15 protein-coding genes and 1 riboswitch are annotated in these 25,155 nt (G+C 43.1%); of the genes, 1 reads left to right on the top strand and 14 read right to left on the bottom strand.

Annotated elements, in window-relative coordinates; all coding sequences use genetic code 11:
• Positions 1 to 77: 77 nt before the first annotated feature.
• The 12 genes from MKZ16_RS28725 to MKZ16_RS28780 all read right to left on the bottom strand — a co-directional run bounded on the left by MKZ16_RS28725 (position 78) and on the right by MKZ16_RS28780 (position 23,036).
• A complete protein-coding gene (locus MKZ16_RS28725) occupies positions 78 to 398 on the bottom strand; it encodes a metal-sensitive transcriptional regulator (RefSeq protein WP_036681383.1) in 321 nt (106 codons plus the stop codon).
• Positions 399 to 472: 74 nt separating this feature from the next.
• The gene (locus MKZ16_RS28730) at positions 473 to 1,504 is read right to left on the bottom strand and encodes a cation diffusion facilitator family transporter (protein WP_305953527.1); all 1,032 of its coding nucleotides are present in this window, start codon (positions 1,502 to 1,504) and stop codon (positions 473 to 475) included.
• Between the two features lie 230 nt (positions 1,505 to 1,734).
• On the bottom strand, positions 1,735 to 8,547 hold the full coding sequence (locus MKZ16_RS28735) for an S-layer homology domain-containing protein (protein ID WP_339815055.1): 6,813 nt from the start codon (positions 8,545 to 8,547) through the stop codon (positions 1,735 to 1,737).
• A gap of 301 nt (positions 8,548 to 8,848) precedes the next feature.
• Positions 8,849 to 9,565: a purine-nucleoside phosphorylase gene (gene deoD, locus MKZ16_RS28740; RefSeq protein ID WP_036681380.1), complete on the bottom strand. Its 717-nt coding sequence runs from the start codon at positions 9,563 to 9,565 to the stop codon at positions 8,849 to 8,851.
• Positions 9,566 to 9,681: 116 nt separating this feature from the next.
• Positions 9,682 to 10,503 carry a methyl-accepting chemotaxis protein gene (locus tag MKZ16_RS28745; RefSeq protein ID WP_076099899.1) on the bottom strand — a complete coding sequence of 274 codons (822 nt, stop codon included), beginning with the start codon at positions 10,501 to 10,503 and terminating at the stop codon, positions 9,682 to 9,684.
• Positions 10,504 to 10,770: 267 nt separating this feature from the next.
• Positions 10,771 to 12,300: an alkyl hydroperoxide reductase subunit F gene (gene ahpF / locus MKZ16_RS28750; protein WP_036681374.1), complete on the bottom strand. Its 1,530-nt coding sequence runs from the start codon at positions 12,298 to 12,300 to the stop codon at positions 10,771 to 10,773.
• 14 nt (positions 12,301 to 12,314) lie between these two features.
• On the bottom strand, positions 12,315 to 12,878 hold the full coding sequence (ahpC, locus tag MKZ16_RS28755; RefSeq protein WP_036681373.1) for an alkyl hydroperoxide reductase subunit C: 564 nt from the start codon (positions 12,876 to 12,878) through the stop codon (positions 12,315 to 12,317).
• Positions 12,879 to 13,127: 249 nt separating this feature from the next.
• Positions 13,128 to 14,006 (bottom strand): aminoglycoside phosphotransferase family protein, encoded by an 879-nt coding sequence (locus MKZ16_RS28760; protein ID WP_076099897.1) that lies wholly within the window; start codon positions 14,004 to 14,006, stop codon positions 13,128 to 13,130.
• Between the two features lie 93 nt (positions 14,007 to 14,099).
• Complete coding sequence (locus MKZ16_RS28765; RefSeq protein WP_094902388.1) at positions 14,100 to 17,633, bottom strand: alpha-amylase family glycosyl hydrolase; 3,534 nt, start codon at positions 17,631 to 17,633, stop codon at positions 14,100 to 14,102.
• A gap of 253 nt (positions 17,634 to 17,886) precedes the next feature.
• Positions 17,887 to 18,873 (bottom strand): phosphotransferase, encoded by a 987-nt coding sequence (locus MKZ16_RS28770; protein WP_076105567.1) that lies wholly within the window; start codon positions 18,871 to 18,873, stop codon positions 17,887 to 17,889.
• An 85-nt stretch (positions 18,874 to 18,958) separates the two neighbouring features.
• Positions 18,959 to 20,701, bottom strand: coding sequence for a phosphomethylpyrimidine synthase ThiC (gene thiC, locus MKZ16_RS28775; RefSeq protein WP_076105566.1), 1,743 nt, complete (start codon positions 20,699 to 20,701; stop codon positions 18,959 to 18,961).
• 102 nt (positions 20,702 to 20,803) lie between these two features.
• A riboswitch (TPP riboswitch) is annotated at positions 20,804 to 20,913 on the bottom strand.
• 71 nt (positions 20,914 to 20,984) lie between these two features.
• On the bottom strand, positions 20,985 to 23,036 hold the full coding sequence (locus tag MKZ16_RS28780; protein ID WP_076105565.1) for a beta-galactosidase: 2,052 nt from the start codon (positions 23,034 to 23,036) through the stop codon (positions 20,985 to 20,987).
• 170 nt (positions 23,037 to 23,206) lie between these two features.
• Here MKZ16_RS28780 and MKZ16_RS28785 point away from each other — a divergent pair, with 170 nt between their 5' ends.
• Positions 23,207 to 24,040, top strand: a complete 834-nt coding sequence (locus tag MKZ16_RS28785) for an AraC family transcriptional regulator (protein WP_052097339.1) — start codon at positions 23,207 to 23,209, stop codon at positions 24,038 to 24,040.
• Positions 24,041 to 24,095: 55 nt separating this feature from the next.
• On the opposite strand, the gene MKZ16_RS28790 is transcribed toward MKZ16_RS28785, so the two are convergent.
• Positions 24,096 to 24,620, bottom strand: a complete 525-nt coding sequence (locus tag MKZ16_RS28790; RefSeq protein ID WP_038573400.1) for a hypothetical protein — start codon at positions 24,618 to 24,620, stop codon at positions 24,096 to 24,098.
• A gap of 30 nt (positions 24,621 to 24,650) precedes the next feature.
• Positions 24,651 to 25,151 carry a hypothetical protein gene (locus MKZ16_RS28795; RefSeq protein ID WP_052097341.1) on the bottom strand — a complete coding sequence of 167 codons (501 nt, stop codon included), beginning with the start codon at positions 25,149 to 25,151 and terminating at the stop codon, positions 24,651 to 24,653.
• Positions 25,152 to 25,155: the final 4 nt, after the last annotated feature.

Consider the following 25,155-nt stretch of genomic DNA (forward strand, 5'->3'; position numbering starts at 1 on the left):
AGGATAGTCCCCTACTCTATATATACCCAATTTGAGCAAATAAAAAAGGATTCCAAGGAATCCTTCCGATTGATCAATTATCTAATTAATTTATTGATGGTAACTAATAGCTCATCCAGTACCTCGTTCTCACCATCCTGGATACGTTCCACTACACAACTTTTCATATGATGCTCCAGCAAAAGCTTGCCCACGCCGTTCAATGCAGATTGGACCGAGGAGATTTGATGCAGCACATCATCACAATAGGTGTCTTTTTCAATTAACCCTTTTAGCCCTCTAACTTGACCTTCAATTCTATTGAGCCGGCTAATCAAATTCTTTTTAGTTTTATCTGAGTGATGACTTTTCCGCTCATCCGTACTGCATGATTCATGCTCGTGAGTCAGATTATCCATGCACCGATCACCCCTTTCCTCGTATTTTTATTATACTATAGCCCCCCTATTCTATTCAAAAAATAAATCATTGATTAGATTTTCAATTCTTCATGAACTATAGCGGAAGTTTCAACCTGAATGGTTGTATGTTGAATTTTGAAATGATCGGCAATTAACCGAATCGCTTGCTGCAAAATGCGTTGGTCATCTGCTTCCTCTTCAATTAAGATATGACAGCTGAGTGAATCTAAGCCCGAAGTTATGGTCCAGATATGCAGGTCATGAATATTTCTAACCCCCTCAATGCTTTCGAGGATTTCCTTTACTTCAGCTGGATTAATTGTAATCGGTGTGCCTTCCATAAGGACATGAACGGTATGTTTGATAATTCCCCATGCCCCTCTAAGAATCAATAGAGCAACCAGAACGCTTATGATAGGATCTGCAACATACCAGCCAAAAATCATCATAATTAAACCGGCAATAATCGCCCCTACCGAACCTAAAGCATCACCAAGCACATGGAGATAAGCACTACGGAGATTAATATTATTTTTCACATCCCCTTTTCTCATAAGCGACCATGCACTAGCTACATTGGCTAAAAGACCAATACTTGCGATCAGCATCATAGAACCACTGGCAACCGTCGGCGGATCAAAAAATCGCCCATAAGCTTCTACAATGATAAATCCAGCAACTACAAATAAAGTAACTCCGTTTAAAAGTGCCGCTAAAATTTCAAATCGATGAAATCCGTACGTTTTGTTCGGAGAAGCAGGTTTGGTTGCGAACCAGACCGCTACTAGGCTTAATGCTAGAGAGCTTGCATCGTTTAGCATATGCCCACTGTCCGATAACAGGGCTAAGCTGTTGGTAATTAACCCTCCAAAAAACTCCAAAAACATAATTCCAACCGTAATGATTAACGCAATCATAAGCCCTTTTTTATTTCCACTTGGATCAAAATGATGATGCCCGTGAGCGCCATGCGAGTGATTGTGTCCTTCATGAGAGTGACTGTGTCCTTCATGAGCGTGGTCGTGGTTACTGTGATCGTGATTGGCCTGTTGCCTGTGTGCATTCTCGACCTGATGATTGTGTCTTTTCTTCTTGTTCATCATGCTTAACCTCCTATTACCTTCAGCTAGATAGTATTCGTAGCCCTGCGTAGTTACATTCAAAAGCTCCAGTTAATAATAACATATGAGCATGTGTTCATATGTTATTATTAACTGGATTTTTCTTCTTGTCAATAAAAAAGCAACAAATGATTGTCTCTGACCTAATAAAATAAAGAGGACCCTCCGCAGCTCTTCCTGCATGAAGGATCCTCTCGAATCAGTACCGTGTATTAAATCAAATCTGATTGTTGCAGCAATCTTTGGATGATAGCCGCAACTTCTGCTCTCGTAATGAAGGCTTGTGGGGCAAGTACATTTCCGCTTCTGCCCGTGATGATTCCTGCTTGCAGGCTGTCTGCAATGCCACTCTTCGCCCAGCCTGATGCTTCATTCGCATCCGTGTAAATGCTCAGCAGCTCGCTTGCTTCTTTGGCAGGAAGTTTTGTCTTCAAATCGGTAATCACCATAGCTTTAGCAATAATACTCATCGCCTGTTCCCGAGTAATCTTGTCTGTAGGATGGAACGCTCCATCCTCAAAACCGTTGATTAGCTTATAGGAGTAAGCTGTCTGCACCGCATCATTATACCAATCTGAGACCTTCACATCCGTAAAGGATGTTGTTCCGCTCTCCAATTTCAATCCCAATCCACGTACGATAATCGCCGCAAATTCTGCACGTGTAATCTCCTGATTAGGGTTAAACAAATCGTCACCGACTCCATTAATAACCTTACGGGAAGCCATCTCATTGACAATGTCCTTAGCCCAGTGGGTGACGACATCCTTGAAGTTCTGTGGATCTTGAACTACAAAATACGTACTGTTCGTTAAACTGTGTATTTTCGCAAAGTTTTTGCCATCAATGGCAACAATCTGTGTGGGTACATGGCGGATCGTCCCCCCTGCTTCAAGCACTAGCCCAGTCGTAATCTTCTTAAGGTCTACACCATCCGCAAGAGGAATAGTTCTTTCCACATAGGTATTAAACTTAGTGAGTTCAACAGTTTTCCCAGCGTAAGTAACTTTCACCGTGAAATCTAATGGCTGAGCTACCAGCGTTAGCTTTTCATTGGCTGCCAGCATTTCTATTCTTTTCAGTACATCCGCAGTCGGAACAGAAATTGAAATTTGCACCTTCACATCTTGTAGAGCAATGTCTGTGCCAAACTGTTTTGAAATTGCACTGATATCAATCTGTGCTGCTGATATTGTATAAGTACCCTTTGGAGTACGAATGATTAACAGCGCCTGCTTCTGCTCCATATCTTTGATGATTTGACCATTAAGCTCGCCAATAATCACATCTGAAGTCGCAGTCACAGGGATAGTTATAATTGCATTCTGGTCTTCCTTTTCGATGCGTTGCTCTATTTTTGCCTGATCTACAACAATCGTGGTAACCGTCTGCCCGTTATGCTCAGATATCGTTGCTGTTCCGGCATTTTCAACCTTACCGTTCACCAATACCTCAATCATGCTGCTAGATGGTGTAGCTGTAGCTGTAGCAGTGGATCCTGCTGTTGCAGGTGGTGCAGTTGTTGCAGGTGGTGCAGTCGGTGTTGATGTCGGTGATTCTGTTGGTGTTGGTGTTGGTGTTGGCGGTGTAGGTGTAACCTCAACCTCCGTTGATGACTTTGGTGTCACGGAGTTCGAAACTTCAGAAGCTACACTACTACCAGCGCTATTAATCGCTTTAGCTGTAAACGAATAAGTTGTTCCATTCGCTAGACCTGTTACCGTTATTGGACTTGTTGCCCCAACTGTTACGATATTACCCGGAGAAGCAGTAACCTCATAATTCGTAATTGGAGTTCCCCCGTTCGAATCAGGAACTGCAAATGTCACAGTCGCCTCGCCATCTCCCGCTACTGCTATTAAGCCCGTAGGTGCAGATGGTGATGTTCTTGGTTTCGTGCTGACTTCGTTAGAAGCTGCACTCTCCCCGCCCGGATTAGATGCCTTAACTACGAAATAATAAGATTGGCCATTAGTTAACCCTGTCACATCATAGTTGTAGACGGACTCGCTTACTGTAGCCACTTGTGTCTCATAGATTCCGGAAGTGATACCTTGATATATAGTGTATCCAATCGCACCCTTCACCGGATCCCATGTTAAGCCGATGATGCCATTACTTGCCACAGGTGAATGAAGTATTGGCGCGCCCGGCGCTGGAACCTGAGGCGTTCTAGTTACTTCATTGGAAGCCGCACTGATACCATCAGGATTAACAGCTTTAACAATAAAATAATAAGCAGTTCCATTAATTAATCCTACAGCATCGTAACTGTTCTCAGAGCCACTTATAGTAGCTACCTCAGCTCCATAAACACCTGAAGCTGTAGACTGATATACAGCGTAACTATCGGTACCATATACGGGACTCCAAGTAATTCGAATATGTCCGTTTCCTGCCGTTACAGACTCAATACTTGGCGCAGCAAGTTCAGGCCAGGTAAGGTCAATAACTGCACTAGTGATCTCTGCAAGACCTGTCGCATCAAATGCCAGTTGGGCTCCTGTGATTCCAGCTGCATTCGTAGCTCCCAGATCCGTAAAGGTAATGACACCCGCTACTGCCGTCAACGTCACATTCCCCGTCAACGTCCAGCTTCCTGCATCCTTCTTCGACACAGTAACAACCGTACTGTTGTCGCCAATGTTTACATTCCCAAACTGATCCAGCAAAGTAATTACTGGCTGCTGCGCGAAGCTACCGCCATTGGCTTGCGGAGCACTTACGCCCGTGGTCAGCTTCATTGTCGCTGTGCTACCTGCGACAGGTGCAATGTTCAGCGCCGTTGCCGCTGGCGATGCTACACCTACTTGGCTGAACATAACCGCTTGCGCGCCAGCTTTGTTCAGCTTCAGGTTCACCTGTGCTACACCCTCAACGAAATCAACGTTGATCTTGCTCGGTGAAGCTGCCAAAGCGGTACTTCCTAAGCTGCCGTACGTTCCGTCCGGCGCAACATCATAACCCGTTACCGTCACTTCTTTTGTTCCGGTAAACAGAGTGTCCGTGTCGCCCAGCGAATTCTTCACGGTCAGCGTAATGCCATTATCTACACCTACGACAGGTGTCAACGTCGCCGCTGAGGCAGTGATGCTTTGCGCTCCCTGTGGTTGTGGAAGATTCAACGCTACACTAGTGATCTGTGGAAGTCCTGTCGCATCAAATGCCAGTTGGGCTCCTGTGATTCCAGCTGCATTCGTAGCTCCCAGATCCGTAAAGGTAATGACACCCGCTACTGCCGTCAACGTCACATTCCCCGTCAACGTCCAGCTTCCTGCATCCTTCTTCGACACAGTAACAACCGTACTGCTGTCGCCAATGTTTACATTCCCAAACTGATCCAGCAAAGTAATTACTGGCTGCTGCGCGAAGCTACCGCCATTGGCTTGCGGAGCACTTACGCCTGTGGTCAGCTTCATTGTCGCTGTGCTGCCTGCGACAGGTGCAATGTTCAGCGCCATTGCCGCTGGCGAGGCTACGCCTGCTTGGCTGAACACAACAGCCTGTGCTCCCGCTTTGTTCAGCTTCAGATCCACCTGAGCTACACCCGCAACGAAATTAACGTTGATCTTGCTCGGTGAAGCTACCAAAGCGGTGCTTTCTAAGCTTCCGTACGTTCCGTCCGGCGCAACATCATAACCCGCTACCGTCACTTCTTTTGTTCCGGTAAACAGAGTGTCCGTGTCGCCCAGCGAATTCTTCACGGTCAGCGTAATCCCATTATCTACACCTACGACAGGTGTCAACGTCGCCGCTGAGGCGGTAATGCTTTGTGCTCCCTGTGGTTGTGGAAGATTCACGGTAGCGCTAGTGATCTGTGGAAGTCCTGTCGCATCAAATGCCAGTTGGGCTCCTGTGATTCCAGCTGCATTCGTGGCTCCCAGATCCGTAAAGGAAATGACGCCCGCTACTGCCGTCAATGTCGTATTTCCCGTCAACATCCAGCTTCCTGCATCCTTCTTCGACACAGTAACAACCGTACTGTTGTCGCCAATGTTTACATTCCCAAACTGATCCAGCAAAGTAATTACTGGCTGCTGCGCGAAGCTACCGCCATTGGCTTGCGGAGCACTTACGCCTGTGGTCAGCTTCATTGTCGCTGTGCTACCTGCGACAGGTGCAATGTTCAGCGCCATTGCCGCTGGCGAGGCTACACCTGCTTGGCTGAACATAACCGCTTGCGCGCCAGCTTTGTTCAGCTTCAGATCCACCTGAGCTACGCCCTCAACGAAATCAACGTTGATCTTGTTTGGTGAAGCTGCCAAAGCGGTACTTCCTAAGCTTCCGTACGTTCCGTCCGGCGCAACATCATAACCCGCTACCGTCACTTCTTTTGTTCCGGTAAACAGAGTGTCCGTGTCGCCCAGCGAATTCTTCACGGTCAGCGTAATGCCATTATCTACACCTACGACAGGTGTCAACGTCGCCGCTGAGGCAGTGATGCTTTGCGCTCCCTGTGGTTGTGGAAGATTCAACGCTACACTAGTGATCTGTGGAAGTCCTGTCGCATCAAATGCCAGTTGGGCTCCGGTGATTCCAGCTGCATTCGTGGCTCCCAGATCCGTAAAGGAAATGACGCCCGCTACTGCCGTCAATGTCGTATTTCCCGTCAATGTCCAGCTCCCTGCGTCCTTCTTCGAAACAGTAACAATCGTACTGTTGTCGCCAATGTTTACATTTCCAAACTGATCCAGCAGTGTTATCACTGGCTGCTGCGCAAAGCTGCCGCCATTGGCCTGCGGCGCACTTACGCCTGTGGTCAGTTTCATTGTCGCTGTACTACCTGCGACAGGTGCAATGTTCAGCGCCGTTGCCGCTGGCGTGGCTACGCCTGCTTGGCTGAACACAACAGCTTGTGCTCCCGCTTTGTTCAGCTTCAGGTTCACCTGTGCTACACCCGCAACGAAATCAACGTTGATCTTGCTCGGTGAAGCTGCCAAAGCGGTGCTTCCTAAGCTTCCGTACGTTCCGTCCGGTGCAACACCATAACCCGTTACCGTCACTTCTTTTGTTCCGGTAAACAGAGTGTCCGTATCGCCCAGCGAATTCTTCACGGTCAGCGTAATCCCATTATCTACACCTACGACAGGCGTCAAGGTCGCCGCTGAGGCGGTGATGTTATATGCAAGAGTAGGTCCTAGGTTCAAGGTCATTTTAGTGAAATAATCCCCCACGACCTTAAAGTTAGTACCATCGTAAATAATGCCATTAAGATTAGAAGTAAGATCTGATGTTTCCTGAGTCCACGTGGATCCGTCTGCCGAAGAGAATAACTCCCCCTTCAATCCAACAGCCAGAAAACTTCCATTACCAAAGCTGATATTATTTAGTGCGCTAGCTGATATTGTAACCTTCGTAAAAGTTACCAAATCCTCAGTGGTTAGAATTACTGCCTGCTGGCTAATTGTATCTTCTCCAACCAGAATATAAGCTCTGCCATCATAGGCAATTCCCTTTAAAGAAGTATTGGGGAACCCAATCTCTAGGGGCACATTCCACTGTATTCCATCCGATGATTTTGCGATAACAACGCTCTCTTGCTCATAAGTAGTACTATTGTATTTCATCCCAAGAGCTACAAATTGATTATTCAAGTAAGCTACTGTATTAAATGCAAAATCCCCATTTTTAAATCTCTCTGTCCATGAGGTTCCGTTAACTGAAGAATAAATTCCGCCATAATCGGAAACTGCAATATACTGATTTGTGCCAAAAGCAATACCTGTCAGATTGTCCTGCACTCCGGTATCTGTCGTAGTCCAAGTGTCACCGTTGGTCGAGGTCACCACTTTGGCGTTAAGATTGTAGTTTTCTTTATCTGTAACTGCAATAAACTTCCCTGCTCCATAAGTGACCGCATTCATTCCCGGCAGCTTAGAGGGTGTGACATCGTTCCATACTGCGGAGCTAGTAGATTTGTAAATAGAGCCATATTCCCCGGATGAGACGGCAACATAATTGCCATTACCATCCTTAGCAATACTTTTCAGATTACCGCTGACATTACTCCACGCCGAGAGGTCAGAAGAAACCAGCAAGCCGCTGCCCCCTGAGGCAACATATTTGCCATTTCCGTAAACCATATTGTTCACCATCATTGTTGTATGGGTATCCGAAGATGTCCACTGGCTGCTGTCCAGCGGAGCCGCAGGAGATTTATAAATTACGCCCTGCCCAAACAACAAATAGCTCCCATTTAAAGAACCTCCCCCATAAAATTGCTTATTATCCCATGAGGCATCAACGGTCCAGTTAACACCGTCTGTAGAGGTGAATACTTTTTTAGCATAAGGAGTCACGATATAACTAAAGAAACGATTATTTAAATAGATTACATTCGTAACATAAGGCCAGCTAGAATTATAGTGGTTGATCACAAGATCGGTTAAGGTAACCGTTGTCCAATTGATCAGATTCGTTGAGGTATAATAGACAGCATTGTTAGCAGAGACCACATATTTGTTGTCGCCATAAGCAATATCCGTTAAGCTTTGCATTCCGAATATTGCATTGGTAGAAGTGATTCCTGTGTCTGTCCAGTTAATGCCATCCGAGGATTGTAGAAGAGTTACATTATAAGAAGGTGGATTGGTGCCAGGTATATATACTGACTGCCATACAAAAAACTTTCCATTGACCGCTTTCAACCTTTCCGGAGTGATAGCTAACGTTTTTTTTGTCCAATTTTCACCATCGAGTGAATTGTATACTGCCTTTTCGCTACCATCAATAGCTAAGAACAGCCCATTAGCGAACACACTAGAAGTTAGTTTGGGGTTCCCCGCCTTATTGGAGATAGACCAATCTACGCCATTTGATGATGTAGATATCCCTCCTTGGCCCACCGCTACAAAAACATTGTTACCAAATGCAACACTGCTCAAATTTCCAGCTGATGTGGAGCTTTGATCTATGATATTGCTATTGCTGGGTGCTGCATAAATTACTGCAGGCATAAACAGAGAACTGACGATAGAGAATACTAAACTTATTGCTAATAAAAGATTGCCACTCCGCTTAATCACAATTTTCCCCCTTTGGCATTACACCAAAATATAAATACTTCCACCATATGGAGATTAGATGTCTTTTCTAAGATTTGTAGCCATTTGGTTTGATTTTTATATCGGTATAATCCGAGAGAAATATTACGAATTTAACATTAAATTTTGATTAAAAACAACAATAATTTACACGCTTCACCTATCCATTTCCACAACCTTACAAATGAGAAAAAAACCTATTAAATATCAGGACTTAATCCTGAATTTAATAGGCTCTCAAGCTTTTGCTCGTAGAACTTTTTAAGCTACTTAATCTTTTTTATTAAATAGAAATCGCTGCTTCTAAAGCTACTTCCATCATGCCGTTGAAAGAATTTTGTCTTTCTTCTGCCGTGGTTACAGCATGAGTAACTAACGAATCAGAAATGGTAAGAATACATGCAGCTTGTTTACCTAACACTTTCGCATTATGGAACAACGCATAACTCTCCATTTCTACACAAACACAGCCATGTTCATTGTAAAATTCATTAACTCCAGGCACATTGTCTTCATGATAGAATACATCGCTGGAATGAATTCTCGCCGTCAGAACTGGCTTGTTAATACGTGTAGCCGCTGCTTCAATGACTTCGTTCAATTCTTTACTTGGCAGCTGGATATCTCCTTCTACACCGCTTTGCACATAGGCATATGTAGATTCACTCCACGCGCTATCCGCCAACACCACGTCAAATAAATTCAATTTATCTGTGTATGCTCCAGCACTACCGATACGAATGATGTTTTCCACACCATAGTTTTTGTATAGTTCATAAGAATAAATACCGATACTTGGCATTCCCATTCCCGAACCCATTACAGAAACCTCTTTGCCTTTATAAGTTCCTGTATATCCAAACATATTACGTACCGTATTAAATTGGGTTGGGTTCTCCAAATAGGTTTCTGCAATATACTTCGCTCTCAAAGGATCTCCTGGCATTAATACTGTTTTGGCGATTTCACCATTTTGTGCTGCATTGTGCGGCGTTGACATAATTTATTCCTCCTATGTTGATTACTCATTACTATCTTACTATACCATTCATCATTTTAAATATACGTTTAAAATTTTCTTTTATTGCGACAAAAATACTGCTACTGAATCTCTTTTTATAATTTATTAGCAAACTCGTTAAGTTTTTGGGACATTATCTTTATTTCCTCAATAAATGTAGAAGTATGCTGAACAGACGCCGCCTGTTCTTGGCCGATAGCTGCTATCTTCTCTATCGAATTAGCCATTTGATTCGTAATTCCCTTGATCTGTAACATGGTTTTATTTATGTTTTGCGTTGAGGCAACGGTTTCCCTTGAAAATTTCCGGATTTCCTTGGCTACGACTTCAAAACTTCTACCTTTCTCACCTGCATGCGCTGCTTCTATTGCAGCATTCAGCCCAAGTAAATTCGTTTGATCAGCAACCCTGTTAATAATGGATAGGACTTCTGTTGTATTCTCTACATCTTTTCCAGCCTGCTGAGATTGAATGAGTAGTTCCTGAGAGTGATCCGAAAGTGAACTTACGCCATAGGAAATATTATTAATTTGCTCATTGGCTTGGGATAATGATTCCGAGATTTGTTCTACAATGGCTTTTAATTCACTTTGTCTTCGAATCTGAACTGCAATCCCGCCAATGACTTGTCCCGTTTGATCGTGAAGAGGTGTTGCTGTACCTGTAAACTCAAATCCATAAAAGTGGGCTGGAACATCGGACTTCAAGGTACGATTCTCTTGTATCGCTAAGTAAAGCGGTTCTTCTTTGTTTAAAGATTGTCCTTCGTTAATGTTTAAATTTATGGTGTCGCCAGGAAAATAAGCAACGAACCGTTCCAAATCACATATCGCTATTGATAAATCAGCCGGGATCGATAATTTTATAATAGGTATAAGTGAGATAAATTTGTCTAAAGATTCAATGTTGTTAATCACAGAAATATAGTCTCCATTCCAGCAAAACGTTATTTATAGCGCACCAAGTCTAAGCAGATCATGCCTTACATACATGCATTTAATCTAAATATTTAATTTTGCTTAATTCATATTTTAGATATGTATTCGCGAAAATCTTCATAAAATCCTCCAAAAAAGTTTACAAACACCCATTTCTCTCTCACAAAAGACGGATAACATAAAAAAAAGCCCCCACTTTGTGAAAAGTGAGGGCTTTCGTTCTCTTGCTGTTACTAATAATATCGATTAGTTACGGATCAGATAATCAAATGCTCCTAGCGCTGCAGTTGCACCGGATCCCATCGAGATAATGATTTGTTTATAAGCACTATTAGTGCAGTCACCAGCAGCAAATACTCCTGGTAAGCTAGTAGCACCATGGCTATCTACAACAATCTCACCTACGCGAGTACGTTCAACTGTGTCACCTAGCCATTCTGTATTTGGAACCAGACCGATCTGTACAAATACACCCTGCAATTCAACATGGTGAGTCTCTTCTGTCGCACGATCAACATAAGAAATACCATTTACCTTATCAGTTCCGGTAATTTCTTTAGTTTGCACGTTTTTAAGAACAGTAACGTTAGGAAGGCTGTAAAGACGATCTTGCAGTACAGCATCAGCTTTGAGCTCTGGAGCAAATTCCAGAACCGTTACATGCTTCACTATACCTGCAAGGTCAATAGCTGCCTCAATACCTGAGTTACCGCCGCCAACAACTGCAACATCTTTGCCTGCAAACAAAGGACCATCACAGTGTGGGCAGTAGGCTACACCTTTGTTCTTGAATTCAGCTTCACCAGGCACGCCCATATTCCGCCAGCGAGCACCTGTAGACAGAATGACCGTCTTACTCTTTAGAACAGCGCCGTTCTCGAGTTCAACTTCAATTAAGTCATTTTTGTCTAGACGTCTGACACGCTGCAATTTCATCACATCAATGCCATACTCTTTTACCTGCTCTTCAAGTTTAGCTACGAGTTGAGGACCTTCAGTGTACTTCACACTAATAAAGTTCTCGATACCAAGCGTGTCGTTAACCTGTCCGCCAAAGCGTTCAGCAACAATACCTGTACGAATACCTTTACGTGCCGCGTAAATGGCTGCACTTGCACCAGCTGGGCCGCTGCCGACAACAAGCACATCATATGGAGCTTTATTGTCAAACTCTGATGCGTCCACACTGCTGCCCATTTTAGCTAAAATTTCTTCAACCGTCATACGACCACTTTCGAAAAATTCACCATTAAGGTAGACGCTTGGAACAGACATAATTTCTTTGCTTTCTACCTCTTCTTTGAATACTCCACCGTCAATCATCGTATGGGTAATGCCCGGATTAAAGATACTCATAAGATTCAGTGCTTGTACAACATCAGGACAATTATGACAGCTCAGGCTAACATAAGTTTCAAACTTATATTCACCACTAATGCCTTTGATCTGATCAATTACACTTTGCTCAACCTTAGGAGCTCTTCCGCTAACTTGCAACAGAGCCAATACTAATGAAGTAAATTCGTGTCCAAGCGGAGTTCCGGCAAAGGTTACACCCGTATCTTCACCCACACGATTTACACTAAAGCTTGGGGTTCTAGATAGTTCGGTTCTTTCCACCGTAATCCTAGCTGACATTTTGGCAATTTCATCAACTAGTTCAGTCATCTCTTGTGATGCCTCGTCAGCGCCTGCACTGAGTTTCAGTACTACATCGCCTTCCAAGAGTTCTAGGTATTGCGCTAGTTGAGCTTTTATTTCTTGATCTAGTTTCATTTAGCTTTCGCTCCTTAAATCTTACCTACAAGATCGAGACTTGGTTTAAGAGTTTCTGCACCTTCCGACCATTTCGCTGGGCAAACTTCACCTGGATGATTGCGTACATATTGCGCTGCTTTAATTTTGTTAACAAGAGCGCTAGCATCACGGCCGATACCACCAGCATTAATCTCAACAGTTTGAATAACACCGTCTGGATCAATGATGAATGTACCACGATCAGCAAGACCGTCAGCTTCGATCAATACATCAAAGTTGCGGGAAACCACATGGGAAGGATCGCCGATCATAATGTACTTCACCTTGCCAATTGCTGCGGAGCTTTCATGCCATGCTTTATGTGTAAAGTGTGTGTCAGTAGAAACGGAATATACTTCAACACCTAGTTGTTTGAGGGTTTCATATTGGTTCTGCAAATCTTCTAGTTCAGTTGGGCATACGAATGTGAAGTCAGCTGGGTAAAAGCAAACTACACTCCATTTACCTTTGAAGTTTTCTTCTGTAACATCGATAAATTTCCCATCTTGAAATGCGCTTGCTTTGAATGGTAGTACTTCTGTTCCGATTAATGACATATTGTTTAATCTCCTTTGGGTTTAATTTATGAATAGAGTGGATACTATTTATAATTATTATAATTAACCAAATTAAGGCCTGTCAAGTTATTTATAATAATTCTAATATGATAATCGTTGTCAGTCGCTAAATGTTCATACAAATTCCTTTCTTTCGGATTTAAATACAACACTTTATCATCTGACTGATGCTCATTCGTACTTATTGACTATTATGGTTTAGTTTACATGTTTTATGTAGTTCAATTTCTACAATTCGATGTCTTCTACTATTAAATTGATAATATTCAAGGATTCTTCCGCTACTGTTGGGTTAGAATATCGATTTCCATTATAGGTGATCAGTGCTTTCCATAAAGCCCACCCTCTTGCTCTATTCCACGTTTGTGCATCCATGTTTAATACCTTTTTAAAGATTCTTCTACTAGCCTCATCAAAAAAAGTCCACGCCATTGCAGCATCACAAGCAGGATCACCCACCCCTAATATGCCAAAATCAATGACTGCACAAAGCTGTCCGTCTTTGACTAATATATTTCCAGGTGCGATATCACCATGAACCCAAACTGGTTCTGACTCCCATTCAGAGTCTAATGCCAGTTCCCAGATCTTTTTCAATAGACCTTCATTAAAAATATCTTTATTATGCTCAATCGCATTTCTAGATTCCTCATCATATACAGCTAAGGACCCACCTCTATAAAAATTATGCTCTCCGGCTAAAGGTCCCCCACTAGCATCAATAGACTGTAATTCAATTAAAAAGCTTCCCAAGTCTCTCGCAAATTGATTGAGATCATTAATGTTCTCATGGGATAAAGTCTCTCCCTCTAGCCAATTATTAATAGACCAAGGCCAAGGATATTCTTTGGTAGGTGTCCCTTTTGCTAATGGTGTTGAAATAGGTAACGTCAGTCCTTTCTTTAAAAAAGGTAACCATAGTTGTTCTTTCTCCACTTGAGGAACATAAGCGGCTGCACTTGGTAATCTCACACTCATCTGTTCACCTAAATGAAAAGTCCGATTATCATGCCCACTGAATTTTACAGACCTGATCTCTAAATCGGACCATTCAGGAAATTGTTCATTTATTAATCTTGCTACTAAATCGACGTCTATAGTATGCATAATATCTCTCCACATATATGAAATTGAAGCAACACCAGTTGCGGAATCCGGGCTGATGTTGCTTCTTTTTAACTATGAAATGGATACAAGGGTCTACTTCAGATAGGTTCCTGACTCTCCGATTCCACCACTACCGTTCAATACATATACACGCGCATTTCCTTTACCGGAGCAGTTGATTGTGATCACACCGTTGGTAACGGTTTTCGTATCACCAGTGACCGCATCCACATAAGTTCCGTTAGGAATTCCGGTGAATGTTGCATTTCCTGAGATCGTAACCAAAGCAAAGCTATCGATTCCTTTGCTACTATCAGTGTATCTTCTTTTAAATGCCAAATCACCTGATACATTTTCTGTAGAATATTGGCCTTTTTGCAAAGCAGGAACAGCTCTTCTGATTAAATTAAGTTGTCTGATATGTTTCGCCAGAGGATAATTTAACGAGTCTGCAAGTGTGCCAGTAGCATTGGTATATTTACCGTAATCTTGAACAGTAACACTACCCTCAATATGATCGCCAAAGTAAGCACGGCCTGTTGTACTTAACGGTGCATTTGGACCTACATCTATGACTGATCCTTTTTTAAACTCAATTTCAGAACCATAATAGATCGCAGGTATTCCTCGGAAGGTGAACATCAGAGCGAGATTCTCAGCCCAAGTGTCCTGTGTGCCGGCAAATCTTTGATTTTCTGGTGCCTGGTCAGGTGCATAGTCATGAGAGTCAATATAAGTTACATTCCAGGTAGCATCATTATAGAATTGATCACCGCTTCTCATACTGAATGCTTCCTGAGCAGTCTTGAAGGCCCAGTGCATTGGAAAATCAATAACATCCATACCCGATTTCATCGAATAGTCAGGCGTATGATAAGTATTTCCTGTTAAAAAAGCATTGTTCGAGGTAGGCTGTCCTGCTGTAGTAGAGTTATCTGCCCACTCTTGTTCCACCGATAGCTTGTTGGAAGCGTAATCATTTTGACCGTCACCCGGATAGGATTTTGAGCTTTTCCAAGTATAAAATGGTGTTGATATCGCCGGGATTCCACTGTTCCACACATCTCTGTACCGAGTAGCCACTTCCCCAAAGACAAAGAAGTCTGAGCCCCCTCTTGTTTTCCATGCCGGCACAAAATATTTGTTAAAAATATACCGGCTTACATGCTTTACAGTATCGACCCGGAAAGCATCCACACCCATATCAATATATTGATTATAGCTGTCGATTAGATACTGATTCACTAGAGGATTTTCTGTGTTTAAGTCCACACAGTCTCCCGCAATCTGTCCTGTCTGGACGGTATAAGACTCCCAAGAAAGACTTTTTTCCGTATGGTAAATGTTATTGTTAGTCTCCGCAGTCTTCATTAAGGCAAGTCTTGCCTGATATTGCTGATCAGGGGTCATGGAATCATAGTTAGCTGGCAGCTTATCCGTAATTTTGAGCATGTTACTCACGGTGTCCGCCGCCGCCGGATCTTTTTTGAACATCGGGAACAGATTTTCTTCTCCAAAATTACCGGTATGATTGACGACAATATCTTGAATAACCTTTATCCCTCTAGCGTGCGCCGCATTGATCAAATCCTGATAAGAAGCCCCTGCGGATTCATATCTTGGATCTATTTTTGCAAAATTAATTGCATGGTACCCATGATAATCATAACCGCTGGCATTCTGCACCACAGGTGTAATCCAGATGGCACTGAAGCCTAGGGCTTTAATGTAATCGAGCTTTTGAATCAGTCCTTTGAAATCCCCTCTCCAAGCTGGATCAGAGTCCGGATTTCCTGCCTTGGCATCCTCCCATGCATGCTCGTTGTTACTGGAATCACCGTCATAGAACCGGGAAGTGATTACAAAATAAATCGTATCTTCACGAAAATCGCCCTTATTACCAATGTTATAAACAAAACTCTGTTTGGTTTCATTTCCGGCACCATCGATCACAAGAAATTTTAAGGTTGTCGTCTTGTTAATTAAGATAGACGGTCCTGCAAGAGATGTCAGTGCATTGCCTGAGATATAGACTTTTGAACTCGTTGTTGGTTCCGTACCATTATCTGTGTAATATGCTGTAGTTGTTGCCGCCTTGTTGTCTTTTATATTAAAAGATACGGAAACCGCTGAGCTCGAATTCCCAACAGGCAGATTCGCAGTGATAATCGGAGCTTGCAAATCGGCATTCAGATCAATCACATAAGCAAAAGAGCCTACATTACCCGCTTGCCCTATAGAGTTAACGCCGAATGCTTTGATAGTCAAAGATGAAGGTACTTGGATTGGAGTCGTATACAACGTTGAGGTTGTCGTAGGTGTCGAGCCATTGGTCGTATAATAAATTTTATCGCCGCTATTTGTACTGGATAGTGTCACCGTTTGGGCAGAATCATAGGTTTTGGGCACAGGAGAGACGGTTATCACCGGAACCTTAGGAACGTCTGGATTGGCGTCATACCATACATTATCTGAGTTATACCAGCCCTCTTTTATGCTGCGAGATAAGTCAGCCGTCTGTTTGCCATTGCCGTCATTAAAGATCAGGCTTGCACCTGTAGCATTTGGAACAGTATAGCTATACCAATCGTTTCCGTCCGATTTCATCAGTATTCCCGGCCATGCTCCACTAGTCGGAACGGTTGCCGGATTCAGATTCCAGTAATGGATGCGGATCGCTGCATTCCAGCTTGCTGGTTTCTTAAAGTGAACGGTTAGCCCCGCTGAAGTTGGTGTAGGAGTTACGGTAGGTGTTGGTGTTGGCGTTGGTGTAGGAGTTACGGTAGGTGTTGGCGTCACCGTTGGTGTAGGAGCTACCGTAGGTGTTGGTGTCACCGTTGGTGTAGGAGTTACCGTAGGTGTTGGCGTCACTGTTGGGGTAGGAGTTATCGTTGGTGTTGGGGTAGCTCCGGCCGAAAGGGTCACATAGTCGATATTAATATTCCCGCTATCATCCGAGTCATATTTATAAGCAAGCGTGTTATTTCCTGCCTGTAAGGAGAGTATTTCTATTTGGTCTGCCCATGTATCCCAGTTGGCCAGGTTTGCTAATGTTGTCTGTGTAACCTTTATTCCATTGACATAAATGGACACCTTTTTTGCACTGCCAGATGCATTAGCATAGTGAAGTGTGGCATTATAGGACCCTGCTGCGGAAGACTGGACGTTAAAAGTGGTGGCTGCTCCTGTAGTTGTATATCCATCAACAAAACCAGTGCCCGAATATCCGATGTGATTCGTATTTACTTTTGCACCACCAGACAGGGATGCACTCTCTGCTTCGTATTTCCCGGCAACCGGAATAACCACCGTCCAGTTCTTCCCGCCGTTATTGTCCCAACTATCCGTTGGAGCCGTGATGTGATAACAATAAATAAGGGTGGCACCTTCCTGAACATTGAGGTTGGCGGTGAACGTGGTTCCATTTTTGGTCATCACCGTGTCCGTAGTATTAGCCCAGTTATTCGTAGTCCAATGTAAGGTCACAGCTGTCGCTGTAGGATTGGTATAGGTGACTGTATGATCCGTATTGCTGGCCGATGCTCCACCCGATAAACCAAATAAACTAAAAATGAGCGAAAAAATAATTAACCACGAAATATAACGCCTGGATTGTTTGGATACCAAGTAAATAACCTCCTCATAATTTTTAGTGCAGCTACGATTTTTATGCTTATCGTGTGGTGCAAACGTTTGCAAAAATGAGAAAAAAAGAAATACTTGATAGTTTTGATCTCCTCCTTCCATGATAAATAAGGAAAAAGCTCATTGAATGCGTTTACAAATAGCTCTATATGTGGTGGATTTTCCTTGTTAAGATTATAGGCGCCAAACTTTGGCTGGTCAATGCATCTTTTAGGCTATAATTCAATCGTTTTCACTATAAGTTCCCTAAGATAGCAGGTAAATTGTTCAGGTTCTTAGCCAGCCAATTCATTTCTTTTGCAAAACGTTTTGGAGGTACACTATGTTTGTCCATCGCGGCATTAATCCACCACGGGCTTTCCATATACCACAACAACTGCAATGATTTTGTTAAATCCCCCTGCTCCACCGTTCGTTCCTCACGATATCCGTCAATAAATGCTGAGGCTAGTGCTCCATCTAAATCTTCATCTAGAGCACATGACATCACTGCTCGCGCTACATCTAGCTGCGGATAATCATATTTGAACCGATCAAAATCTAGAATTGCAGACAATTGGCTATCTTGAAATAAAAGATTATCAACCCATAAATCACGATGTGCCCATCCAGCTTCAAGTCCTTCGAATATTTCCGGATCTATTTCTTCAGTCGCTCTTAGTTGTATCTCTAGGTCAGTGATAAGTGAGGTTTTACCCATTTCCTTTGATTGTTGTAGGAGTACATTCCAATGTTCTAAACGTTCCTCAGGGCTTTGTGGAATAAATTGTGGGGTTCTTTTCAAACTAATGGTCCCATCATTTAATAAACGATGCATTTTACCTGTGGCACGACCCAAATCAAACATTTGATGGATATTAATCTTACCCGGCTCTATGACACGGCCTTCACAATATTCCATTGCCATAAACGTTTCTCCCTGATCTGATTCCAGTAAAACATTATTGTTATAAGCCAACAATCCGGGACATGGGAGCCCCTGTAGATACAATCTTTTCTGTTGAGAAAAGGCAAAGTTCAGCTCTTCTGGGTTATACAATTTATATCTTTTTTTGTTGTATTGTTTAAGTAGAAATTGCCCTGAATCCGTTGTGATTTTCCATTTAAGATTTAACCAGCCACGTTTTATTGGGGTAGCATGAAGGACTTTCAATCCAAAAAAATGATAGAAACTATTACTTAAATCCTCTAAAATGACTTCCTCTGAACGAATCGCTTCCATTTCATCAACTCCTATCTATTCAAAGTATAAAAGAAGAAGCCGCCAATGACGACTTCTTTTAGGTATTTCTTTTTAGCAGAAAAAGTTATCTATAAATGAGGCTCCCGCCTTGGAGAAATTCTTGTGCCTTCTCTTGCATTCCTGATTCAATTCTCGTCGTATTCCGGATATTATGAGAGATCTTCATACTGCAAAATTTCGGCCCGCACATGGAACAGAAATGAGCTGTTTTAGCGCCTTCCGCAGGCAATGTCTCATCATGATATTCGAGCGCTCGCTCAGGATCTAACGATAAATGAAATTGATCACGCCAACGAAATTCAAAACGGGCTTTCGAAAGAGCATTATCCCGGTCTTGTGCTCCTTTATGCCCTTTCGCCAAATCTGCGGCATGTGCCGCTATTTTATAAGTAATGACCCCTACACGTACATCTTCCTTATTAGGCAGGCCAAGATGCTCCTTCGGAGTTACGTAACATAACATTGCTGTACCGAACCAACCAATCATCGCTGCGCCTATAGCAGAGGTAATATGATCATACCCCGGAGCAATATCTGTAGTCAGTGGACCTAACGTATAAAAAGGGGCTTCGTTGCAAGTTTCAAGTTGCTTATCCATATTCTCTTTAATCAAGTGCATCGGCACATGTCCTGGACCCTCTACCATCACCTGTACATCATGACTCCAAGCCATAGCTGTTAATTCACCTAACGTCTCTAACTCGGCAAATTGTGCTTCATCATTCGCATCAGCAATCGAACCCGGACGTAATCCATCGCCTAGGGAAAAAGAAACATCGTACAGCTTCATGATTTCACATATCTCTTCAAAATGTGTATATAAAAAGTTCTCTTGATGATGCGCAAGACACCATGCCGCCATAATGGAGCCACCTCTTGAAACAATACCTGTCATACGTTGTGCCGTCAACGGGATATAACGAAGCAGAACTCCCGCATGAATGGTAAAATAATCAACCCCTTGCTCCGCTTGCTCAATGAGCGTATCACGGTATACTTCCCACGTTAAATCTTCCGCTTTCCCATTCACTTTTTCCAAAGCTTGATAAATAGGCACCGTTCCAATAGGAACAGGAGAATTACGGATGATCCACTCGCGTGTCGTATGGATGTTTTTACCTGTGGAGAGATCCATTATATTGTCTGCACCCCAGCGGGTAGCCCATCTCATTTTCTCCACCTCTTCCTCTATGGATGAGGATACTGCGGAGTTTCCAATATTGGCATTGATCTTTACCAAAAAATTACGCCCAATAATCATTGGTTCACTCTCTGGATGATTGATATTCGCTGGAATGATGGCGCGGCCGCGGGCTACTTCATCTCTTACAAATTCCGGTGTCACATTCTCACGAATCGCAACGTATTCCATTTCCGAAGTAATAATCCCTTTGCGTGCATAATGCATTTGAGAGACATTACGCCCCTTTTTCGCTCGCAAAGGTTTTCTATGGAGCGCTGGAAACACTTCCGCCACAGCTTTTCCCGTTGCATTCCCGTTATCTTCAGGCTTCACGGTTCTTCCTTCGTACGCTTCCACATCCCCTCGTTCCTCAATCCAGCTTAGACGATTGGGCTCTAACCCCTGACGAATATCAGTATGAATATTAGCATCCGTGTAAGCCCCACTTGTGTCATAGACATGAATTGGGGAATTCTCCTCTTCGCCGTCTATGCCCGCAGTTGGACTAAGTGAGATCTCCCGCATAGGCACCTGAATATCAGGCCGTGAACCCTTTACATACACTTTTTGACTTGCTGGAAAAGCTGATAAATTGATTGGATCGTTGTTCAATTCGCTTGTCATCTCAATTCCTCCTATAAGGTGATTTGATCAAGCGGAGACGGTCTACTCCCCACACATAGAAAAGGCCACATCTGTATAAGATGAGGCCTTAGAGTAGACAAATAGAAATAGAGCTCCATTTCCTCCGCTGGCATTATCCAGATCAGGTTTGACGGTCGATAGTTATAACTATCCTCTCAGCCTGGTCCCACCAAGCTCCCGTAACTATATAATTGCTACTTCAAAGTATAACCGAAAAGAGAGAATTATCCAAATCTACTCAAATGTGAGATCAATGTGTACGTTAGTATAACACCAATACCCCAAATCCTTCCAGAAGCACCTCGCCCGACAATGTTGTGCCGCTCAGTAAATCTGTTTTGGTCTCATGAAGATGGATCGTGACAGGAGTCTCACTATAATTAAGCAAAAAAGCATAACTGGAAGAAGCTCCGGTACGGACTTGCAGCTCTACCTCTTCTGGGAGCTTCAGCCAATTTGCTGGCGATTGTAGATCCATTAAATTTATGATCTCAGCCGCTGCCTGTTCGTTAAATACGGCTCCGTAATACCAAACCTCACCCTTGCCGCGACGATTTCTAGTTACCGCCGGTTTTCCCGCATAATAATCAGAGGCGTAAACCGCCATCACTTCAACCGAAGCTTCCTCTATTTTGAGAATATCATTAAAGTCATCTGCTCCTGTAACGACTTCGGTCGCGCCCGACCAGCTAATTGTTGTTGGCTGACGACTGCCCTTAACCATTGTGAATTCTTCAACTGTGATCCCGCATTGATCCTTAGCAGTACCTGGGAAAGGACGCATATAACATTGACCGCGCTCATCCTTATAGCCAGTTCTACAGCCGAAGATCAGTTTGCCGCCTTGTTGAACATATTCATCCAGCAGAGACGCTGTCTCATCTGTCATAATCGCTGGGTGAGGATAGATAAGCACGTCGTACCTTGCAAGCTCCTCCAGCGTTGTTTTTTTGCGCAAATAGAGCACGTCATTCGGGATATGCTTCCGCTGAAGAGCCTTGTACCACTCCTTATTGCTCTTCCACATAAACGGGCCATGCCAAACATCGTATTCTCCATCCCACTCATTGTCATAATCACGAACAATAGCAACGTTAGCCTGATTATGAGTACCGATAAACGCTTGACCTGCTGCTGCCAGCTCCTGACCGATCTGCCCCGCTTCCCGCACTCTCCGGTTAGGCTGATTATGATAGTCATTGATTCCATGCCAATAAATTTCATTGCCCATCGTAGCTGTCCGCCAGCGGAAATATAACACCATATCTGCCCCATGAGCGATCGACTGATAAGTCCATAACCGCATCTGCCCGGGCTTTGGAGAAGGCATATCCATCCGGTTCACCCAGCCACCCGGGCCCGACTGCTGCTCCATAATGCAGAAATTCGGGGATATCGAACGAACAACAGATAACGACAGTCCCCAGCCTCTATCATTCAGCGGATTCCGCTCATTCGGGTCATAAAAAATAGTAGAGAACTGAGGATAGGAATCATAGCTGAAGAAATCCAGCAGTTCATCCGTCATTTCATGGCTATCGAGATGACCGAACAGACCGTTCGTGGTTACCCATTGCTTAGGGGCAAGTTTACGAATGATATCCGCTTGGTTTTTGGCAAAAGAAATTGTATTGTCCGAAATAAACCGTTTTTCATCCAATGCCTGATGAGGATTGGGTTGCTTCGGTACTGGAGTCGGACGTGGAAGATAGACCTGAGACCAGTCACTATAGCTTTGATTCCAAAAAACAGCTCCCCATGCCTCGTTCAAATGCTCAAGCGTAACATATTTCTGCTGTAGCCATTCCCGGAAGGCCTTATGGTCACTCTCCGAATAAAATTCACTGATCTCACAGTTGAGCTCATTATCAATTTGCCAGCCAACTACACCCGGATGATTGCCGTAATGTTCAGCCATTTGTTCTGCAATACGTGCACACAGTTCCCGGTATTTAGGACTGCTGTAATTATAATGGCGGCGCATGCCATGCTGAAGTGTAACACCTTCGTAGGTTACATTTAATACTTCTGGATATTTATCAGTCAACCAAGCTGGAGGCGTTGCCGTCGGAGTACCAAGTACAACCTGAAGACCATATTTATGTGCTAGATCAATCGCCCGATCAAAGAGCCCGAACTGAAACTCCCCTTCTGTGGGTTCAAAAATAGACCAAGCAAACTCCCCCATCCGAATGATCGTAAAGCCGAGTTCACGCATCCGGCGATAATCGTCCTCCCACATGTTTTCTGGCCAGTGCTCCGGATAATAACAAACGCCAAGCTCGAATTTTTCAGTTGCGACAGGTTTCTTCATCATTACCTCCAAAGTATTAAAAATATGCTTTCAATATTTTATAATTCTATTGTAGTATCAATGATAAGAGGTCTTATATAACAAAATATTGCTATCATATAACAATCTTGCGTTTATTGCCTTAATCCAACTTGCGCTCTGTTGCGCTACAGAAATGGGTGCTGCCAAACATGAAGAAACAATGGTATTTGCCGACACCGGCTTTTTCAAAATATGTCTGTTATCCTGAATTTTTGGGACATTACACTCACTTTCCACAACATACAGAGAGAAGAAGCGAAGGGTTTCTGGGGAGTTATAACCTGCATTTGATCTTTGGTGGGGAGGGTTATGTATTCCATGAGGGCGAACGTATTCCGATGAGTAGAGGACGAGGTTTTCTGTACCCAAAAGGGGCTTATCAGCAATACGGCTCTGACCCAGGCGAGCCTTGGGATGTCCGATGGGTTCATTTTAATATTGAAATCGTCCTCCCCTTATTAGAGGAAGTGGACCAGTCCCGTGCATACCTGTTCACTTTTGATTTGGATGCTAAGCTGGACGAGCTATTCGAGGAAATGTACCTACTGAGCGCTTCCTACGTGACCCGTAGCGAGCCAAGACTATCTGCTCTGCTGTATGAGCTTCTAGTTAAATTGCTGCAGAACTCCGAGCCGCTTCACGGCTCAGTACCGCACGAGGTTAGACAGTCCATCCGGAGTGCTGCAGATATCATTCATGTCGAATGTGCCAGCCCTTGGTCTCTGGAATCGATGGCAAGATTGACCGGGTACAGCAGCTATCATTTTCTAAGGCTGTTCCGGGTGGTTATGGGCAAAACTCCAAACCGTTATTTAACCGATTGTCGGCTGGCTAAAGCCAAGCTTTTACTGGTTTCCACAGGACTCTCCATTGCTCAGGTTGCGACTCAGTCCGGTTTTGCCCAATCCAGCTATTTTATTAAAGTGTTCAGAAGGTTTGAAGGCATGTCTCCTGTGAAATACCGGCAGGCTTTTGGGGCGTAGACGATCTTCCTTCAGTCCGTAGAGATTCAATCTTAGTCTCTTGGACTTATCACCCTTAAAGATCATCCTTAAGAGAAATTTCACTCTCAATATCTAAACTTATTGTTTCGGAATGAATCTCCCCTTCATTATCATTCCATGTAATAGATAAAGTGGTGTTTTCATAATTTTGTCTATTTTTATTTAATTCGTCATACGAATACGGACCTGTTATAGACCCGATATCAGTGTTACTTAATATTGAAACGGGTCCATCCGTTGACCTAGCTTCATTTACAAGAACTGTTTCATCCTTATTATTAGTGTTTTTTTCATTGACTTCATACTTATAATAGCTACTATTCACTAAAGCGCTTGGGTCTCCCTTGAACACTAACTTCCCATGTCCCCGTAAAATTTTGCTAGATGAAATTATTATTTTGTAATCTAAAACATCCCATGTATCCCCTGTACCCTTAAGCGTATATACTTGAACACCAGTGTTTAAATTTGTTTCGACCTCTTTATTGAAATATAAATAACTCCATATCGCATTCGAAATAATAACCACAGCTACAAGTACTAGGATTAGTTTTTTCATATCTGCTCCTTTATAAATACTCCCAAACCTTTATTTATATCTTAAATTCCACTCCTTAGACCATTTCGGGAAAGCTTCTCCGGTCAATTCTTCGAGTGTTTTTCCATCAATGGTGTAAACCCAACCCATATGTAATTCATCGAAATCAGGAAAACTATAGCCTCCTATCACTTCATCGTCTGCTTCTAGCAGAAAAATCAGGGTTTGTTTTTTTGTATTATCCTTCTCATTATCTAAGGGGTGGTTTTTAACGATTAACTTACTTGTAGTTATTTCCTTACCTATATAATCGATTGGATCAACACTTTGAACACTCCAATATTGTATGTATGGCATTTCCGTCAGCAGTTTTTTATCTAATAAATATTCAGAAACAATTCCTTCATTACTAATGATCAGATAGCCCATATCGGTAATAAATTGTTCAGCTTTGCTATATTCTTTTTTTGAATTATCGCTAATTTCCTCATCACTACATCCCAATAAAAAGATTAAGAATAACGGAATTATGATTCTCCTTAATTTTTTCATAGGT

This window comes from Paenibacillus sp. FSL R5-0928 (assembly GCF_037970385.1).
In the GTDB taxonomy this organism is placed as follows: Bacteria; Bacillota; Bacilli; order Paenibacillales; family Paenibacillaceae; genus Paenibacillus_AQ; species Paenibacillus_AQ odorifer.

Excerpts from the sequence above, each read along its gene's own strand:
- MKZ16_RS28725 (WP_036681383.1), bottom strand. The coding sequence starts at position 398 with ATGGATAATCTGACTCACGAGCATGAATCATGCAGTACGGATGAGCGG.
- MKZ16_RS28730 (WP_305953527.1), bottom strand. The coding sequence starts at position 1,504 with ATGATGAACAAGAAGAAAAGACACAATCATCAGGTCGAGAATGCACAC.
- deoD (WP_036681380.1), bottom strand. The coding sequence starts at position 9,565 with ATGTCAACGCCGCACAATGCAGCACAAAATGGTGAAATCGCCAAAACA.
- ahpF (WP_036681374.1), bottom strand. The coding sequence starts at position 12,300 with ATGAAACTAGATCAAGAAATAAAAGCTCAACTAGCGCAATACCTAGAA.
- ahpC (WP_036681373.1), bottom strand. The coding sequence starts at position 12,878 with ATGTCATTAATCGGAACAGAAGTACTACCATTCAAAGCAAGCGCATTT.
- MKZ16_RS28760 (WP_076099897.1), bottom strand. The coding sequence starts at position 14,006 with ATGCATACTATAGACGTCGATTTAGTAGCAAGATTAATAAATGAACAA.
- MKZ16_RS28770 (WP_076105567.1), bottom strand. The coding sequence starts at position 18,873 with ATGGAAGCGATTCGTTCAGAGGAAGTCATTTTAGAGGATTTAAGTAAT.
- thiC (WP_076105566.1), bottom strand. The coding sequence starts at position 20,701 with ATGACAAGCGAATTGAACAACGATCCAATCAATTTATCAGCTTTTCCA.
- MKZ16_RS28780 (WP_076105565.1), bottom strand. The coding sequence starts at position 23,036 with ATGAAGAAACCTGTCGCAACTGAAAAATTCGAGCTTGGCGTTTGTTAT.
- MKZ16_RS28785 (WP_052097339.1), top strand. The coding sequence starts at position 23,207 with ATGAAGAAACAATGGTATTTGCCGACACCGGCTTTTTCAAAATATGTC.
- MKZ16_RS28790 (WP_038573400.1), bottom strand. The coding sequence starts at position 24,620 with ATGAAAAAACTAATCCTAGTACTTGTAGCTGTGGTTATTATTTCGAAT.
- MKZ16_RS28795 (WP_052097341.1), bottom strand. The coding sequence starts at position 25,151 with ATGAAAAAATTAAGGAGAATCATAATTCCGTTATTCTTAATCTTTTTA.